The organism is Cyanobium usitatum str. Tous, assembly GCF_963920485.1.
GTDB classification, from domain to species: Bacteria; Cyanobacteriota; Cyanobacteriia; order PCC-6307; family Cyanobiaceae; genus Cyanobium_A; species Cyanobium_A usitatum_A.
Window position 1 is genome coordinate 1199521 of the sequence record NZ_OY986431.1, and the last position, 14857, is coordinate 1214377.

Sequence of the window (14857 nt, forward strand, 5' to 3'; positions counted from 1 at the left end):
GGTGCGCTTCTTAAGGGCTTGGCAACCAGGACGACCACAGACCCGAAATCAGATCAAGACCTCGATTAAGGATGGGGAAAAAGCCCATTTGGGTCTGATCGGGCTGGGTCATCTGGCTAATCGGCAGCTGGAAATCCTTCATCTGCAAAAAGGCCTGTAAAAACTGGCTAATTCCTGCTGTTCGCTCGGCCGAGCATCCCTATGGTGCGCCAAGAGAATGGCTCCCCCAAAGGATGACGAGCATCTACGCCGACAACAGCCTCACCATCGGCAAAACCCCCCTGGTGCAGCTCAATCGGGTCACAGAGGGATGCAAGGCCCGCGTTCTGGCCAAGATTGAAGGCCGCAATCCTGCCTTTTCGGTGAAGTGCCGCATCGGTGCCGCCATGATTTGGCGCGCCGAGCAGGAGGGTCTGCTGGGGCCTGGCAAGGAGCTGGTGGAGCCCACCAGCGGCAATACCGGCATCGCTCTGGCTTTCGTAGCCGCCGCCAAGGGGATCCCCCTAACCCTGACGATGCCGGAAACCATGAGCCTGGAGCGCCGCAAGCTGCTCACGGCCTACGGCGCCCACCTCGTTCTCACTGAAGGCAGGATGGGCATGCCCGGCGCCATCGGCGCTGCCAAGGAAATGGCAGCCTCCGACCCCGACCGGTACGTCCTTCTGCAGCAGTTTTCCAACCCGGCCAACCCCCAGATCCACCACGACACCACCGGCCCGGAGATCTGGACTGATACCGAAGGATCGGTGGATGTACTCGTGGCTGGAGTGGGCACCGGCGGCACCATCACTGGCGTCAGCCGTTACATCAAGGGCACCCTCGGTAAGCAGTTGGTGTCGGTGGCGGTGGAGCCCACCAACAGCCCAGTGATCAGCCAGGCCAAGGCGGGCCAGGAGCTCAAGCCCGGTCCCCACAAGATCCAGGGCATCGGCGCTGGCTTTGTGCCCGCAAACCTCGATCTAGGCCTGGTGGACCGGGTCGAAACCGTGAGCGACGAGGAGGCGGTGGCCATGGCCCGCCGGCTGATGAAGGAGGAGGGAATCCTGGCTGGCATCTCCTGTGGTGCCGCAGCCACGGCCGCCCTGCGGCTAGCCCGAGAGGAGACCTACGCCGGCAAAACCATCGTGGTGGTGCTGCCTGACTCCGGCGAGCGCTACTTGAGTTCAGTGCTGTTTGAAGGGGTGTTTGACGAGAAGGGGCTGGCCGCACCAGCTAGCTGAACCCACCTTGGAGCTCCCTGCCTAGTTCGGCATGGTCACAAACTCCTCGGCAACCGAGGGGTGCAGGGCCATGGTGCGATCGAAGTCGGCCTTAGTGGCGCCCATACCGATGGCAATAGCTGCCATCTGAATAATTTCAGCGCTGTGCTCGCCCACCATGTGGCAGCCCAGCACCTTGCCGCTTTCCAGCTCCACAACCAACTTGAGCAATACCCTGGGCCCCCTGGCCGGCAAGGCCTGGCTCATTGGCCGGAAACGGGCCCGATGCACCCGCACGCCAGCTGGTCCGTGGCGCTGGATCGCCTCCTCTTCGGTGAGCCCCACAGTGGCCAACTCCGGCTGACTGAACACCGCACAGGCAACCAGGCTGTGGTCCACCTGGCGCGGGCTAGGGCCATAGACACTGTCAGCAAAGGCGCGTCCCTCATCAATGGCAACCGGGGTGAGGTTGATGCGGTCGGTGACATCGCCAACTGCATAAATGTGGGGCACGTTGGTGCGCTGCTCCCTATCAACCGGTATGCGATTGGCCTCAGTGGCGATAGCCGCTGCCTCAAGGCGCAGGCCCTCCAGGAAAGGCCGCCTTCCTGTGGCAAGCAACACCCCACCACAGGCAATGATTTCGCCGGTCTCGCTGTGGACGCTGAGGCTGCCGGCACTGCCGCTGATAGCTGCAGGACTGTGGGCAAAGCGAATCTCAATACCCTCCTGCTCCATGCCCTCTTGAACAGCCTTGGCAGCTTCAAGATCAAAGCCCCGCAGCAAATGATTGCCGCGTACCAGCTGGGTCACAGCCACGCCAAGGCCATTGAGGATGCAGGCGAACTCACAGGCGATGAAGCCAGCGCCCACCACCACAACGCGCTCAGGCAGCTGCTCCAACAGAAACATCTCATCGCTAACCCAGCCCAGCTCTGCCCCTGGAATCGCTGGCCGCTGGGGCCGCCCTCCCACAGCGATCAAGATGCGCTCGGCCCGCAGGCGGCGCTCGCCAACGGCAATGGTGTGACTGTCTTCAAAGCAGCCCCAGCCGCGCACAAGCTCTACCCCCGCTTTTTCAAGAAATCCAAGATGCAGCTGGTTGAGCCGATCCACCTCAGCGCGCACATTGGCCAGCAGGATGCTGGGGTTGGAGCGAATCCCCTCGATTTGCCAGCCATAGCTGGCTGCATCGGCGAGCAGGTGTTTGTAGGCAGAGCCATAAACCAGCAACTTTTTGGGCACGCAGCCGCGGATCACGCAGGCGCCGCCCACCCGATCACCCTCCACAATCGCCACCCGGGCGCCGTGGCCAGCGGCCCGTTTGGCAGCAGCTAGACCACCCGAGCCAGCACCAAGCACCACCAAGTCGAAGTGTTCGTTCATGGGCTGGCAGCCAGTTGCTCAGTGCTTCCCATCTTCCCTGCTACCTGGACCAATGATGTCGCCACCTGAGCGGGGGTGGGCAAATAAGCTTGACTCACACGCACAGGGGCACGAATCAATGGCGGTTTTGCTTGTACAACTGCCCAACTAAAAAGCCCGCAGCAGAACTGCGAGCTGAATAGAGGATTTGAAAACTAGCGTGAAATAAACAGCAGATACTTACTTTGCCGAGGTGGCGAAGTCAGGATAAGCTTCCATTCCATGCTCACCGATGTCAAGGCCAATAACTTCTTCACTCTCACTGACGCGAATGCCACCGAAGAGGGCTCCTATTACTGACCAGACTATCCAGGAGGAGACAATCGCGAAAACAGCAAAGGCTGCTGTCCCAATGATTTGAATCCAAAGCTGACTGAAACCGTGGCCAGTAAGCAGACCTTTGTCCACATTGAACAAGCCCACGGCAAGGGTTGCCCAGATGCCGCATACACCGTGCACCGAGAAAGCACCAACGGGATCATCAATCTTGATGCTGTCGATGAAGGCCACCGAGAACACCACAATGATTCCTGAGATGAATCCAACTACCCAGGAGCCGGGCATGGAGAAGCCATCGCAACCTGCAGTAACTCCCACCAAACCGGCCAGAATGCCGTTGATGGTCATGGTGAGATCAGGCTTGCCCGGGCGCTTATCTGGACCCATGCCAGGCAGCTGGGATGCCAGGGTTGCAGCGATAGCACCGCCTGCAGCACCAAGGGTTGTGGTCACGGCGATGTAGGGAACCTCAGGTGCCATGGCAAGCCAGGAACCGGGGTTAAAGCCGTACCAGCCAATCCAGAGGATCAGGCAGCCCAAGGTTGCAAGCGCCAGGTTGTGACCAGGGATGGCCTGGGGCTTGCCATCAACAAATTTGCCAATACGGGGGCCAAGCAGCATGGCTCCTATCAAGCCAGCCCAAGCACCAAAGGAGTGCACCACAGTTGAGCCAGCAAAGTCGATGAAACCGAGCTTGTTGAGCCAGCCTTCACCAACGTTCCACTGCCACGAACCAGAAATCGGATAAAGAACTCCGACCAAGATCAGCGAGAAGATGACAAACTCGCCAAATTTGATCCGTTCGGCAACCAAACCTGAAACGATCGTGGCAGCAGTGCCGGCGAACGCAGCCTGGAAGAGAAAGTCAATGCTTGGCACCAGACTGCCATTTGTAACCATCTCAGGCGTGACGGTTGGATCGAAGAACAAACCACCAAACTTGAACCAGCCTGGAATTACCCAGCTGGCGTTGTACATGATCTTGTAGCCAATGAACCAGTAGGCCGTCACCGCCAAAGCGAAGACGATCAGGTTCTTAGCCAGAATGTTGACGGCATTCTTGGAACGACACATGCCGGCTTCCACCATGGCAAAGCCGGCGTTCATGAAGATCACCAGAACGGCGCAGATAAACAAGAACGAGTTATTGGCCAAGAAGGCCGGAGTGAGCTCGGGTAGCTCGGCGGCATGGGCCGCCAAATTGAATACGCCTAGGCCAAAAAGCGCCAAGGGCACGCAGGCCAGCCACACAAGGGTGCGGCTGTTGCTGAAACCTTTGATACTGCGGATCAGCATCATCGGGGCCTCGGTCAGACTCGCCTCTTGAAGGCGCTTGCGCCGGGGAGGGGTGGAAGCAATGGTCATGGGCAGATCAGAGGGACGGCTGCTCAGGTTGGGGATTGTCGAGATCCCATCGCCAAGAAGAATGAGTGTTCACCGTGGGATGGGATGTTCGTTTTGATACCAAATCAGCCCTCGACTGGCCGCTCCGCCAAAAAGCCTGCGTTGAAAAGGCAAAAATGTTCGCTCCAAACATTTTTGGTGACGTTGCCCAAGTCAGGGCCCTGCTTGCTGCGGTTGCTACAACAAGCCCGGCTGGTTGTGGCTAGAAATCATCGAGACTCTCTCTGACCACGTGAAACAGATCCAAGCCATCATCCGCCCCGAAAAGCTTGATGCCGTCAAGGATGCTCTTGTGAGCCTCGGCATCAACGGCATGACAGTCACCTCCGTTCAGGGCTTCGGCAAGCAGATGGGTTACACCGAGGTCTACCGGGGCGTCAAGGTGGAAGCCCGGCTGCTCTCTAAGACCATGATCACAGCCGTGGTAACAGATGCCGCCCTTGCTGGCGTGGTCGAGGCGATCAAGTCTGCAGCCCAAACCGGCGAGATTGGCGACGGCAAGATCATCGTCCTCCCCGTGGAAGCTTCCATCAGGATTCGAACGGGCGAAACAGGTGATGTCACCCTGGATTAATCTTTTAACCATCCAGGCCTTTTCGCCAAATAAAATCTAGTTCAATAAAAACGTCGTTCAATCAAAAGATTGAGCGACGTTTATTTTTTGCTTTTTACAAAAGCTGCGATCAGCCTACTGCAGCAGCAGCGCGGTCGAAGTAGGTGCCAACTTCGGACATCAAGGCGGAGCAATCGCCAGGGGTGATGCCGTTGCGATCGTTAGCGATCGAGATAGCAGCGTCCTTCATTTTGCGAACGCCTTCTGCCACAGAAGCGCCAGGAACGCCGAGGGCGAGGTAGGTCTCACGCAGGCCGTTGAGGCAGCGGTCTTCCAGCACGGAAGCATCGCCGTTGAAAATGGCATAGGTGACGTAGCGGAGAATGATCTCCATATCGCGCAGGCAAGCAGCCATGCGGCGGCTGGTGTAGGCGTTGCCACCTGGAGCGATCAAGGAGGACTGCTGATCGAAGAGATCGCGAGCAGCTTTGGTAACGATGGCAGAAGCGTTGGAGGTGATGCGGTTCACCGTATCCATGCGCTTGTTACTTTCAGCAACCATCGCCGCGAGGGCATCGATCTGGCCGGCGTTAATGAATTCGCCACGGGCATCAGCCTGGGCAACAACCTTGGTGAAGGCGTCGAACATTGGATCTCTGTTATGGAATTTCGCTCTTGAAACTTAGATAGGCCACCTAGCACCCCGCGAGCTCCTAGAACCAAGGCTGCTGCAGCGATAGGCATGGAGTCGACAGCCGAGGAAGTGCTCGATTGGCAAGAGCTCACTCAGCTGGTAGCCCAGCCAGGCGATCCCATCAACGGGCCCGCCAGTGCCCAGGCGAACCTGCGCCTGTTCGGCCACCAGGAGCAGGACGTTCGCGTCACCTTGTTTCGCGATCACCATGCCTGGTGCCCCTACTGCCAGAAGGTTTGGCTCTGGCTGGAAGAAAGGCGGGTGCCCTACCGGGTGCGCAAGGTCACGATGTTTTGCTACGGCGAAAAGGAGACATGGTTCAAGCGGCTGGTGCCTTCGGGGATGCTGCCGGCGCTTGAGCTCGATGGCCGCCTGATCACGGAGAGCGATCGCATCTTGGAGGCCCTTGAAGGGGCTTTCGGCAGCTTGGGCCCGGGCATGGGCGACCCCGCAGTGCTGCCCCTGCGCCAGCTCGAGCGGTTGTTGTTTCGCGCCTGGTGCCAATGGCTCTGCAGTCCGGGCCTACGGCCTGCCCAAGAGGAAGCTGCCCGGGCGTCTTTTCAGCGCATCGCCAGCAAATTTGAGCAGGCGCTCAGCCAACACAGTGGGCCGTTTCTGCTTGGCGAGTTAGGCACCGCTGATCTGGTGTTCGTGCCCTACGTGGAGCGCATGGCTGCAAGCCTGGCCTACTACAAGGGTTTTCTGCTGCGCAGCGAACATCCGGCCATTGGCCGCTGGTTTGAGGCCCTGGAGCAGCGCCCCAGCTACTTAGGCACCCAGAGCGACTTCCACACCCATGCCCACGACCTACCGCCCCAGATGGGTGGCTGCTACGCCAGCGGAGAGGCCAACCAACAAGCACTGGCCAGCCAAATCGATCGGGGCCCCTGGCCCCTGGGCAGCCCCGACCCGGAAACCAGCCAAACCGAACCGGCCAATGCGGCAGCTTTTGCCCTCAGCCGGGTGATCAAGCACCGAGCGGCGATTCTTGGCCGCAGCCCCCTGGGAGCGGAAAAATTCGATGTCCCGCTCCGCACAGCTCTCACGGCCCTGATCCACGCCAAGCCCCTGCCAGCACCGGCGGGCTCTGCCCCTGCCCTGCGCTACTTGCGCGATCGGATCAGCGTGCCGCGGGACATGCCGCTGCATGCGGCCCGGCGCCTGCGCCAGGCACTGGAAACCACGGCCAGCCTCGATCCGCTGGCTGGCACAGCCCAGGGAGAGCCGCTCCCGGTGGCCCATCGCCGTGATCAAGATCCCAAGCCATTTCTCCAGGCTGCCCCTAGCGTTTTTCCAGTCGCCTAGCTCCCTATGAACCTGGCTCGACTTCGCCGCCTTGCCCTTGGAGTGGCCCTAGCTGCCTCGATTGGCCCAGGGCTGATTGGCACTGCCCGAGCCCTGGAGCTCAGGGGGTCTACCTACTTCACCAGCCCCCCCTGGAAGGTGGATCTGGTGAGCTACTACACCACTATTTGGCAGCCTTTTGCCAAGTATTACTTCACGATCAGCCTCGATGCCGACGCCGGTGCCGCCTTGGGCGGCCTCACCATTCAGCAGACCCGCGGGGTAGACAATCGCTTCCCATTTGCTGTGGAGCGCACCGAAGCCTTTTTGGGCCGGCCACGCCAGCGGGGCCAGCGGCTGCCAGTGCAGGCGGAGTTTGATGCTGCTGCAAGGCAGTTCAGCCTCACCTTCCCTGAACCAATCCCCCCCGGCTCCACCTTCACCGTGGTGCTCAGACCCTGGAACAACCCATCTTTTTCAGACACCTACATGTTCCAGGTGACGGCCTATCCAGCCGGCCCCAACCCCTCGCCAGCGCCGGTGGGATTTGGCACCCTGCGGATCTACGACCCCGATTGGCGCTGAACCAATTCAACGCCCTGCTGGCCCCTCAGCCTGCAGCACCTGTTGCCAGAATTGGCACTTGATGGCCAAGTGATGCCGATGCAAGCCCAGTGGAATGGTCAGGTGATCGCCAGCAGCGATGACATCGTCAAGGTCGACGGCAACGCCTATTTCCCCGCCGCCGCCCTTGACCCCGACTGCATCCGCCCCTCCAGCCACACCAGCGTGTGTGGCTGGAAAGGCACGGCCCACTACTACGACCTAGTGGTCAATGGTCAGGTAAACGCCAATGCGGTCTGGTTTTATCCAGAGCCCAAGGAGGCGGCCGCCAACATCCGCGGCCGGGTGGCCTTCTGGAAGGGAGTGCAGGTGACCTGAATCAGCTGGGTTGCAAGGAGGAGTGGTGATGGAGGATCCGCCACTTGCCATCTTCCAAGCCATACACAAATGTGTAGCGAGCCTCCACCGTGGCCTCTGGGTCATGGAGGGTGAACCGGTAGGTGCCCGCATCTACGGCTCCATTGCAACCCAAACGGATCTGACGGTGGGTGACGCTGCCACTGGGGTGGCGGGCCAAGAAGGAGTTGAAGTAATCAGTGATGGCCTCTGGTGTCTCGCGCAACTCACTAGAGAGAGTCGGCAGCAGCAAGGCATGGTCGCCATAGAGCTGGGCGACTTGGGCCGGATCGCCGGTGGCTAAGGCCTGATTCCAGCTTTCAAACCAGCCTTCCACCTGCCGCTCATCGAGGGGGCTGCAGGCGGCTTGCTGGGTGCTGGGGTAAGCACTGGCCTCAAGCGCCAGCACCGGTGGGGCCAGCAGAGCTACGGAAAGGGCTAGGACCAAACCGCAAAGCTGCAGGCCAGTCTGGAAGTGGCGAAGCAAGGGATTCAGCAACCTGGAAATCGCAGGGTGCGCCAGTCGCCGCTGGCAGTACTCACTTCAACGCCAATCTCCACAGGCCCTGAGCTGCCACCGCAGTGGTCATTCCACCAGCCAATCGCCTCGCTCCAGGCGGCATCGAGGGATTCGTAGAGGTCGTCGAGCACGGGATGGGGGGCGCCCTGACGATCGACTAGGCGGTAGATCCGCACGTGGCTAGGGGATTGGATTCGCACTGCTGGCATGTCTGGCTTCGCTGCTCTGCTGGTAATCATGGACCTTGTGCCAGATCGAAACTGTCACCTTCACAACATCTTCCGGTGTTGCAGGTTGCTGCACCGCCAGGGCCTCAGCGCATAAACAGCATCTCCTGGTAGCTGGGCAGGGGCCAGAGACCGTCGTCGACCAAGCCCTCCAGGCCATCCACCGCCGCACGCAGGTCGCCGATAAGCGGCATCAGGCTGTCGGCGCAGTGACGCATGTGGGCTTCGCTGCCGTGGGGCGCGGCATGTAGGGCCTGATCGAGGCTCTCGCAACCGTTGTTGAGCTGCTCGAGCAGTTCGCCCAACTGATTGCGCAGTTTGAGATTGGGATGCAGACCCATTGCCTGCTGCTCCTGCAGGGCCTGGCCCAGCTCGCCTAGATAACGCACAGCAGCTGGATATACCTGGGTGCGAGCGATCTGCAGGGCCAGCTTTGCCTCCACTTCAATCGCCAGCACGTACTGCTCGGCGTACACCTCAAAGCGGCTCTCCAGCTCCACCGCACTGAGCACTCCCTGGCGCTCAAACAGCTCCCGCACCTCCGGACGTTGCAGCACTGGCAAGGCGTCGGCGCAAGTGCGCAGGTTTTCCAGGCCACGCTCTTCGACAGCCAGGCGATGCCATTCGCTGGAGTAGCCGTCGCCGCCAAACACCACGGCGCCGTGCTCTCGCATCACCTGCTGGAGCACGTTGAAGGCCGCCTCGCCTAGGGCGGTGCCGCTGTCGAGCTGACTTTGCAGCCGATCGGCAATCCAGCCGATCGAATCGGCCAGCACCGTGTTCATCGCCACCAGGGGCCCGGCAACCGATTGGTTGGAGCCAACTGCGCGGAATTCAAAGCGGTTGCCCGTAAAAGCAAATGGTGAGGTGCGGTTGCGATCGCCGGGGTCTTTGGTGAATTCCGGCAGGGTGTCCACCCCCAGGGTCATCACGCCGCCCTTGGCGGAACTCTGCAGGTTGCCCTCGCGGATCTGGTTGAACACATCCTCGAGCTGGCTGCCCAAATAGACCGAGATGATCGCCGGGGGAGCCTCATTGGCGCCGAGGCGGTGATCGTTGCCAGCGGTCGCCACCACCGAGCGCAGCAGGGGCCCGTAGCTGTGGACGCCGCGAATCACGGCGGCGCAGAACAGCAGGAACTGCAGGTTGTCATGGGGCGTTTGGCCGGGGTCGAGCAGGTTGCCCTGGGTGGCGTTGCCGATCGACCAGTTGACGTGCTTACCCGAGCCGTTGATGCCCGCGAAGGGCTTTTCGTGCAGCAGGCAGGAGAAGCCATGCTTTTTGGCCGTGCTCTTGAGCACGGTCATGGTGAGCTGCTGGTGGTCGGTAGCGACATTGGCGGCTTCGAAGTAGGGCGCAATTTCAAATTGCCCAGGTGCCACCTCGTTGTGGCGAGTCTTGGCGGGAACGCCCAGGCGGTAGAGCTGCTGCTCCACGTCCTGCATGAACACCTGGACGCGCTCGGGGATGGCGCCGAAGTAGTGGTCGTCGAATTGCTGGCCCTTGGCGGGCGGGGCGCCAAACAGGGTGCGGCCAGCGAGGAGCAGGTCTGGGCGCAGGGCGACGAAGGCGTTGTCGACCAGGAAATACTCCTGCTCGGCGCCGCAGCTGGAGTTCACCGGAGCAACGTCGGTTTCACCGAGCAGACGCAGCAGGCGCTGGGCCTGGCGATTCATGGCGGCGTTGGAGCGCAGCAGCGGCGTTTTTTTATCTAGGGCCTCCCCGGTCCAGGAAACAAAAACGGTGGGAATGCAGAGGGTGACCCCATTGGGGGTCTGCATCAGGTAGGCGGGGCTGGTGATGTCCCAAGCGGTGTAGCCGCGGGCCTCAAAGGTGGATCGAATGCCGCCATTGGGGAAGGAGGAGCCGTCGGGCTCGCCCTGTACCAGCAGCTTGCCCGTGAACTCGGTGATCACCCGACCATCACTTTTGGGCGAAATGAAGCCGTCGTGCTTCTCGGCCGTGGAGTTGGTGAGCGGGTAAAAAACGTGGGCGTAATACAGCGCTCCACGGGCGCTGGCCCAGGTCTTCATGGCGTCGGCCACGGCGTTGGCCAACGACAAATCGAGCTTGCCGCCTTCCCGGATGGTGAGCTGGATCGATTTAAAGATGCGTCCAGGCAAGGCTTCCTTCATCGCCTGGAGGCCGAATACGTCGCTAGCCCACAGCTCATCGAAGGGGCCGGCAGCAGTTGTCACCACCGGGCGTCGCCGCTGAATCTGCTGGAGGGCGGCGTAACGGTGCGAGCTGGGCATGGGATCGATGTGAAAAAGCTTTATGGGGGCATCCAATGCGGCAATCCCGCCCCCTTATGTAGCTGTTGCTACAAAATTGCTCTCCGCATTCGAGGGCTGGTGGCCACGGCGACAGACCGGCCAGCTCAGATCAAGTAACGGCGAATGCTGGGCCGACTCCAGAAAACCAGCGCAGCAGTGGTAGCGGCCCAAAGCAGACCAGACAGCACTGCGGTGAGCAATCGGCCCTCACTGAGCAGAGCCAGGCGCACGATTCCGTAAGGCAGCCCCACCGCCAGAGCCATAGAAAGGGCCACGATCGCAAGGATCTGGCCCCAGGCACGCCACTTGAGCAGGGCGATCGAGGCCACCAGGCCCACCACGGCCGTAGGCAGCACGGCACTGGCGCCCACCACCAGATTGGCCGTGCGCCAGGTGGGATCCAGCAGGATTACCGCCAGGCCGAGGGGAATGGCCAGACCATTGGCCATTAAACCCAGGCGAGCCAGGGTCACGTAACCGCGGGGGGGATGCTGCAACATCGCAAACTCGGTGCCAGCGACTCACCATGCTCGTTCATGGGTAGGCGGCAGGATGGTGGCGTTCGCAAATGGACGGGGATTGCAACTCCATTCCGCCCCGCCCCCAACAGGAGCCCAAGGGCCAGCAACGGCCTTCCCGCCGCTGCAACGGGGACCCCTGACAACCCTGCAGGTAAACCTTGGCTACCGCTGTAACCAGGCCTGCAGCCACTGCCACGTCAACGCTGGTCCATCCCGCACCGAAATGATGGATCCGGCCACCCTGGCCCTGATCCCGCCGGTTTTGGCGGCTCGCCAGCTGAGCTGCCTCGACCTCACCGGTGGAGCGCCGGAGCTCCATCCCCAGTTCAGGGAGCTGGTGGTGGCTGCCCGCCAGCTTGGCGTCGAGGTGCTCGATCGCTGCAACCTCACGATTCTGTCGGAACCCGGCCAGGCTGATTTGGCTCGCTTTTTGGCCGATCAGGGCGTCACGGTGGTGGCCTCCCTGCCCTGCTACGCCGCCGAAAACGTTGATCGCCAGCGAGGTAGCGGCGTGTTTGAGCGCAGCATTGAGGCCCTACGCCAGCTCAATGCCCTTGGCTACGGCCAGCAAGGCAGCGGCCTCGAGCTGCAGCTCGTTTACAACCCCCAGGGGCCGGAGCTACCCCCTCCCCAAGCCCAGCTGGAGGCCGACTACCGCCGGGTGCTCGGCGCCGACTTCGGGGTGGTTTTTACCAGCCTCTACGCCCTTGCCAATATGCCGATCCAGCGTTTTGCCAGCTGGCTCCAAGCCCAGGGAAAGCTGGAGGCCTACCAAGCCCTGTTGCAAAACAAGCATTGCGGCGCCAACCTCGAGCGGGTCATGTGTCGCTCCCTGATCAGTGTCGACTGGCAGGGCTGGCTTTATGACTGCGATTTCAACCAGCAGCTTGGTCTGAGCGCAGCTGGCCGGCCCAGGCGCCATCTTGGCGAACTGCTGAGCTGGGATCCGCAGGGCGATGCGGTGGCAGTGGCAGATCATTGCTTTGGCTGCACCGCCGGGGGGGGCTCTAGCTGCGGTGGTGCCCTAAGCCGCGCCGCGGGCTGAATGCATCCTGGCCACGATCAAAATTTTCAGCCACTTCTCAGTTGGCTTTTCGAGTCGCCTCAGTAAGATGCGAAGAAATTACTGGGTGATGTGCACACGCGGATGTTTACGAATATCTGCCTGCATTTGACTTGATGCCGGATCCTTCCCCAAGGAACGAGGAGAGGCACATCGTGCCCTCGATCAGCATGACGATTCAGATCGACTTTCATGTCGATCCAGTTCCGTTTATTGGTCGCCTTTGGGATGTGAGCTCCTCCGGTGCCTGCCTGCTGTTTCCCATCCGCGAGCCTGTTGTGCCTGGCTTGGTCGGCACCCTCACGATTCACCACCCCACCTTCGGCGATCCGATCCGGCTGCGGGCCAGCTCCCTCTGGGTAGATCGGCTGGAGTCTGCCTCCTATGTGGGGGTGCGCTTTCTTGAAACCGTCGACTTCAACACCACCTTTTTGAATTTTCTGATGCGCCGCAGCGGTGGCCATACGCCCGTGGGTGGTTTTGGCGACCTTCGCTCTGGCACGGCATTCGGCAGCTTCAGTTGAGCAAGCAGCGCCTTGGCCCAGCCCTGCTGATACCCCTTGGGCTGGGCTGGCTGCTTGCTAACTCTGCCCAAGCCCTGCAGCGGCCGGTGGATCCAGTAGCGGTCTGCGTGGTAGCCCCCCGGGTCGAGCCAGTGACAGAGGGCGATGCCATTGGCCTGGTGCCCACACCCATGCCCCTGCTGGTCGTGGTCGAACCCCTGCTGGAGCTCCGCATCGAGCGCCAGGGCCTGCTGGCCTGGCAGCAGCTTGCGCCTCCAGGACGCCCCTTGCGCGCCCCCCTGGCCTGGCCCCTGGCCCCCATTGCCCCCGGCGAGGTGGTGGTGCTGCGCCTGAGACCTGAGCAGGCGGCAGAGGGCAGCTTTGCCCAAGTGCAATTAGTGGGGGCCGACGCCGAGCGGATGGCTCGCACCGCTGCCCTGATTCACTCCCTGGGCCAGCGCCCCCCCGCCTGGCTGGCAGCGATCGAAACGGCCCTGGAAGCTGGAGATGTGTCCCTGGCCTGGACCCTGCTGTTTGAACCCCAGCTCCCCGATGCAGCCGATCTAGTCGCCCTGCGCAACGAGGTGGTGAGCAGGGGCTGCGGCGACTGACGCGCCACTGCGGCACCGGTCAGTACGGCCGTACTACTTTTCGCTAGTGTTGCGGCCTTCTGGGATTGCCATGGCGAGCGATCTGATCTGGCTTGGTCCCTTGCAGCCAGCACATCACGACCTCGAGCCCCTGCTCCTGCCCTTGGCGGGAGAAACCGTGGCCGCAGGTTTTCCCAGCACTGCCGATGACTACATCGAGGCAACGATCGATCTAAATGGAGCCCTGATTCCGCGACCGAGCTCCACCTTTTTGATGCGGGTAGACGGCGATGCCATGCGCAGGGAGGGCATCCACCACGGCGATCTATTGGTGGTTGATCGCAGTGTGGGTCCCCGTTCGGGCTCCATCGTGGTCGCCGTGCACGAGGGGCGCTTTCTGCTGCGGCGACTGGAAGGGGCACCTGCCCATTGGCGCCTGGTGGCCAGCGATGCCACTAGCCCCGCCATTGCCCTGCAAGGTGACGATCCCGACCTGCTGATCTGGGGCGTGGTGATCCATGCGGTGCATCACCTCTGGAAGCCATCGCCGCAATCGCGGGTCCGAGGAAGCGCTTTTAAGCCTTCACCAGAAGCCTTTGGAATAAAGCCATAGGCCTAGCAATCCCACTGGCACAAACACTGCGCCAAGGATCTGCAACTTGATGGTGCGCGCAGATGGCTGATTCTTACTAGGCATGGGGATCAGGCTGAAGGGGAGAACAAAATCGGGCGATAGGTGGGGCGAGCGGCGGGCGAAAGGCTCCAGTTCACCCGGCAGGTGAAGGTGGCGTATTCACCTTGGATGGCAGTTGATAGCCGCATGGCCGTAGCGGTTGCATTGGCTGGCATGCGGTATTGGGCCTGGTTGCAGGAGTCCACTTCCGAGACTCCCGAGCTGTATTCAACGGTGCCACTGGTGGGCGGGGCTTTGGCCTCTGCCTGGGCTGCTCCGGGAGCAAGCAAGGAAGCGGTGGTACACAGGACCAGCAGACAGGGAAAGGCAGCAATGCGGCGCATGGCTTGGCTTTAAAGTCTTCCTGTAATAGCCGAAGAGAGGCAGCCGCGCCCAGGCGAGCAGCCAGTGCGGCAACCTGGACCTACCGCTTCGTGAACCTGCGCAGCCATCGCGTTTTTCTAACAATTCTTGTCGTGGTGATCGCAGTGGTCGTGGCGGGTTTGGCAGCAGGAGCGCTGGTGAGCTTCCCAGCCTCACTACTAATTCCCCTGCTGCTGATGGCTGCTGCCACAGCCCTTTTTTACATCTGGGCCTAAAATCTGGGCCTAAAACATTTGCGGTATGGCGAAATGGCCAAGCAGCGTTGCGGCGCCAGGAGCGGTACTTAGAGCGGCGGCATTGCC

At 61.3% G+C, this 14857-nt stretch carries 19 protein-coding genes; 11 read left to right on the plus strand and 8 right to left on the minus strand.

Features of this window, described 5'->3' with window-relative positions; all coding sequences use genetic code 11:
* Window positions 1-233: 233 nt before the first annotated feature.
* On the plus strand, window positions 234-1220 hold the full coding sequence (gene cysK / locus U9970_RS06510) for a cysteine synthase A (RefSeq protein WP_322765841.1): 987 nt from the start codon (window positions 234-236) through the stop codon (window positions 1218-1220).
* Window positions 1221-1241: 21 nt separating this feature from the next.
* Here the strand turns inward: cysK and gorA are convergent, their stop codons facing one another.
* Entirely contained in the window at window positions 1242-2585 is a 1344-nt protein-coding gene (gene gorA / locus U9970_RS06515; RefSeq protein ID WP_322765842.1) for a glutathione-disulfide reductase, read from the minus strand.
* A 219-nt stretch (window positions 2586-2804) separates the two neighbouring features.
* Window positions 2805-4010: an ammonium transporter gene (locus U9970_RS06520; RefSeq protein WP_322765843.1), complete on the minus strand. Its 1206-nt coding sequence runs from the start codon at window positions 4008-4010 to the stop codon at window positions 2805-2807.
* On the opposite strand from U9970_RS06520, the gene U9970_RS06525 reads away from it, so the two are divergent.
* Window positions 4009-4230 (plus strand): hypothetical protein, encoded by a 222-nt coding sequence (locus tag U9970_RS06525; protein WP_322765844.1) that lies wholly within the window; start codon window positions 4009-4011, stop codon window positions 4228-4230. The genes U9970_RS06520 and U9970_RS06525 overlap by 2 nt on opposite strands.
* A 309-nt stretch (window positions 4231-4539) precedes the next feature.
* Window positions 4540-4881 carry a P-II family nitrogen regulator gene (locus tag U9970_RS06530; protein ID WP_322765845.1) on the plus strand — a complete coding sequence of 114 codons (342 nt, stop codon included), beginning with the start codon at window positions 4540-4542 and terminating at the stop codon, window positions 4879-4881.
* A 109-nt stretch (window positions 4882-4990) separates the two neighbouring features.
* On the opposite strand, the gene U9970_RS06535 is transcribed toward U9970_RS06530, so the two are convergent.
* A complete protein-coding gene (locus tag U9970_RS06535) occupies window positions 4991-5509 on the minus strand; it encodes a phycocyanin subunit beta (RefSeq protein WP_322765846.1) in 519 nt (172 codons plus the stop codon).
* A gap of 93 nt (window positions 5510-5602) precedes the next feature.
* On the opposite strand from U9970_RS06535, the gene U9970_RS06540 reads away from it, so the two are divergent.
* From U9970_RS06540 to U9970_RS06550, 3 genes are all read left to right on the plus strand, one after another.
* Window positions 5603-6859, plus strand: a complete 1257-nt coding sequence (locus tag U9970_RS06540; protein ID WP_322765847.1) for a glutathione S-transferase family protein — start codon at window positions 5603-5605, stop codon at window positions 6857-6859.
* 6 nt (window positions 6860-6865) lie between these two features.
* Window positions 6866-7423, plus strand: a complete 558-nt coding sequence (locus U9970_RS06545; protein ID WP_322765848.1) for a DUF2808 domain-containing protein — start codon at window positions 6866-6868, stop codon at window positions 7421-7423.
* Window positions 7424-7501: 78 nt separating this feature from the next.
* Window positions 7502-7780, plus strand: coding sequence for a DUF427 domain-containing protein (locus U9970_RS06550; RefSeq protein WP_254941654.1), 279 nt, complete (start codon window positions 7502-7504; stop codon window positions 7778-7780).
* A gap of 1 nt (window position 7781) precedes the next feature.
* Here U9970_RS06550 and U9970_RS06555 read toward each other — a convergent pair whose 3' ends face one another.
* The 4 genes from U9970_RS06555 to U9970_RS06570 form a co-directional block, all read right to left on the minus strand.
* A complete protein-coding gene (locus U9970_RS06555) occupies window positions 7782-8297 on the minus strand; it encodes an SgcJ/EcaC family oxidoreductase (protein ID WP_322765849.1) in 516 nt (171 codons plus the stop codon).
* Window positions 8291-8527 carry a hypothetical protein gene (locus U9970_RS06560; RefSeq protein ID WP_322765850.1) on the minus strand — a complete coding sequence of 79 codons (237 nt, stop codon included), beginning with the start codon at window positions 8525-8527 and terminating at the stop codon, window positions 8291-8293. Before U9970_RS06560 ends, U9970_RS06555 begins: the two co-directional genes overlap by 7 nt.
* 104 nt (window positions 8528-8631) lie before the next feature.
* Window positions 8632-10800, minus strand: a complete 2169-nt coding sequence (locus U9970_RS06565) for a glutamine synthetase III family protein (protein ID WP_322765851.1) — start codon at window positions 10798-10800, stop codon at window positions 8632-8634.
* A 125-nt stretch (window positions 10801-10925) separates the two neighbouring features.
* Entirely contained in the window at window positions 10926-11321 is a 396-nt protein-coding gene (locus tag U9970_RS06570; protein WP_322765852.1) for a Hepatitis C virus core protein, read from the minus strand.
* A gap of 79 nt (window positions 11322-11400) precedes the next feature.
* On the opposite strand from U9970_RS06570, the gene arsS reads away from it, so the two are divergent.
* From arsS to U9970_RS06590, 4 genes are all read left to right on the plus strand, one after another.
* Window positions 11401-12387, plus strand: a complete 987-nt coding sequence (arsS, locus tag U9970_RS06575) for an arsenosugar biosynthesis radical SAM (seleno)protein ArsS (protein ID WP_322765853.1) — start codon at window positions 11401-11403, stop codon at window positions 12385-12387.
* A 173-nt stretch (window positions 12388-12560) separates the two neighbouring features.
* Window positions 12561-12929, plus strand: a complete 369-nt coding sequence (locus U9970_RS06580; protein ID WP_322765854.1) for a PilZ domain-containing protein — start codon at window positions 12561-12563, stop codon at window positions 12927-12929.
* On the plus strand, window positions 12926-13519 hold the full coding sequence (locus U9970_RS06585) for a hypothetical protein (protein ID WP_322765855.1): 594 nt from the start codon (window positions 12926-12928) through the stop codon (window positions 13517-13519). The genes U9970_RS06580 and U9970_RS06585 overlap by 4 nt, the downstream gene beginning before the upstream one ends.
* Window positions 13520-13589: 70 nt before the next feature.
* Window positions 13590-14111: a LexA family protein gene (locus U9970_RS06590; protein WP_322765856.1), complete on the plus strand. Its 522-nt coding sequence runs from the start codon at window positions 13590-13592 to the stop codon at window positions 14109-14111.
* Between the two features lie 89 nt (window positions 14112-14200).
* On the opposite strand, the gene U9970_RS06595 is transcribed toward U9970_RS06590, so the two are convergent.
* Window positions 14201-14515 carry a hypothetical protein gene (locus U9970_RS06595; protein WP_322765857.1) on the minus strand — a complete coding sequence of 105 codons (315 nt, stop codon included), beginning with the start codon at window positions 14513-14515 and terminating at the stop codon, window positions 14201-14203.
* A 90-nt stretch (window positions 14516-14605) separates the two neighbouring features.
* On the opposite strand from U9970_RS06595, the gene U9970_RS06600 reads away from it, so the two are divergent.
* Window positions 14606-14770: a hypothetical protein gene (locus tag U9970_RS06600; protein WP_322765858.1), complete on the plus strand. Its 165-nt coding sequence runs from the start codon at window positions 14606-14608 to the stop codon at window positions 14768-14770.
* The last annotated feature ends 87 nt before the right edge of the window (window positions 14771-14857 follow it).

Bases quoted from the DNA above. Each gene is read 5' to 3' on its own strand.
- cysK (WP_322765841.1), top strand. From the start codon at position 234: ATGACGAGCATCTACGCCGACAACAGCCTCACCATCGGCAAAACCCCC.
- gorA (WP_322765842.1), bottom strand. From the start codon at position 2,585: ATGAACGAACACTTCGACTTGGTGGTGCTTGGTGCTGGCTCGGGTGGT.
- U9970_RS06525 (WP_322765844.1), top strand. From the start codon at position 4,009: ATGAAGATCACCAGAACGGCGCAGATAAACAAGAACGAGTTATTGGCC.
- U9970_RS06520 (WP_322765843.1), bottom strand. From the start codon at position 4,010: ATGAACGCCGGCTTTGCCATGGTGGAAGCCGGCATGTGTCGTTCCAAG.
- U9970_RS06535 (WP_322765846.1), bottom strand. From the start codon at position 5,509: ATGTTCGACGCCTTCACCAAGGTTGTTGCCCAGGCTGATGCCCGTGGC.
- U9970_RS06540 (WP_322765847.1), top strand. From the start codon at position 5,603: ATGGAGTCGACAGCCGAGGAAGTGCTCGATTGGCAAGAGCTCACTCAG.
- U9970_RS06545 (WP_322765848.1), top strand. From the start codon at position 6,866: ATGAACCTGGCTCGACTTCGCCGCCTTGCCCTTGGAGTGGCCCTAGCT.
- U9970_RS06550 (WP_254941654.1), top strand. From the start codon at position 7,502: ATGCAAGCCCAGTGGAATGGTCAGGTGATCGCCAGCAGCGATGACATC.
- U9970_RS06560 (WP_322765850.1), bottom strand. From the start codon at position 8,527: ATGCCAGCAGTGCGAATCCAATCCCCTAGCCACGTGCGGATCTACCGC.
- U9970_RS06565 (WP_322765851.1), bottom strand. From the start codon at position 10,800: ATGCCCAGCTCGCACCGTTACGCCGCCCTCCAGCAGATTCAGCGGCGA.
- U9970_RS06570 (WP_322765852.1), bottom strand. From the start codon at position 11,321: ATGTTGCAGCATCCCCCCCGCGGTTACGTGACCCTGGCTCGCCTGGGT.
- U9970_RS06590 (WP_322765856.1), top strand. From the start codon at position 13,590: ATGGCGAGCGATCTGATCTGGCTTGGTCCCTTGCAGCCAGCACATCAC.
- U9970_RS06595 (WP_322765857.1), bottom strand. From the start codon at position 14,515: ATGCGCCGCATTGCTGCCTTTCCCTGTCTGCTGGTCCTGTGTACCACC.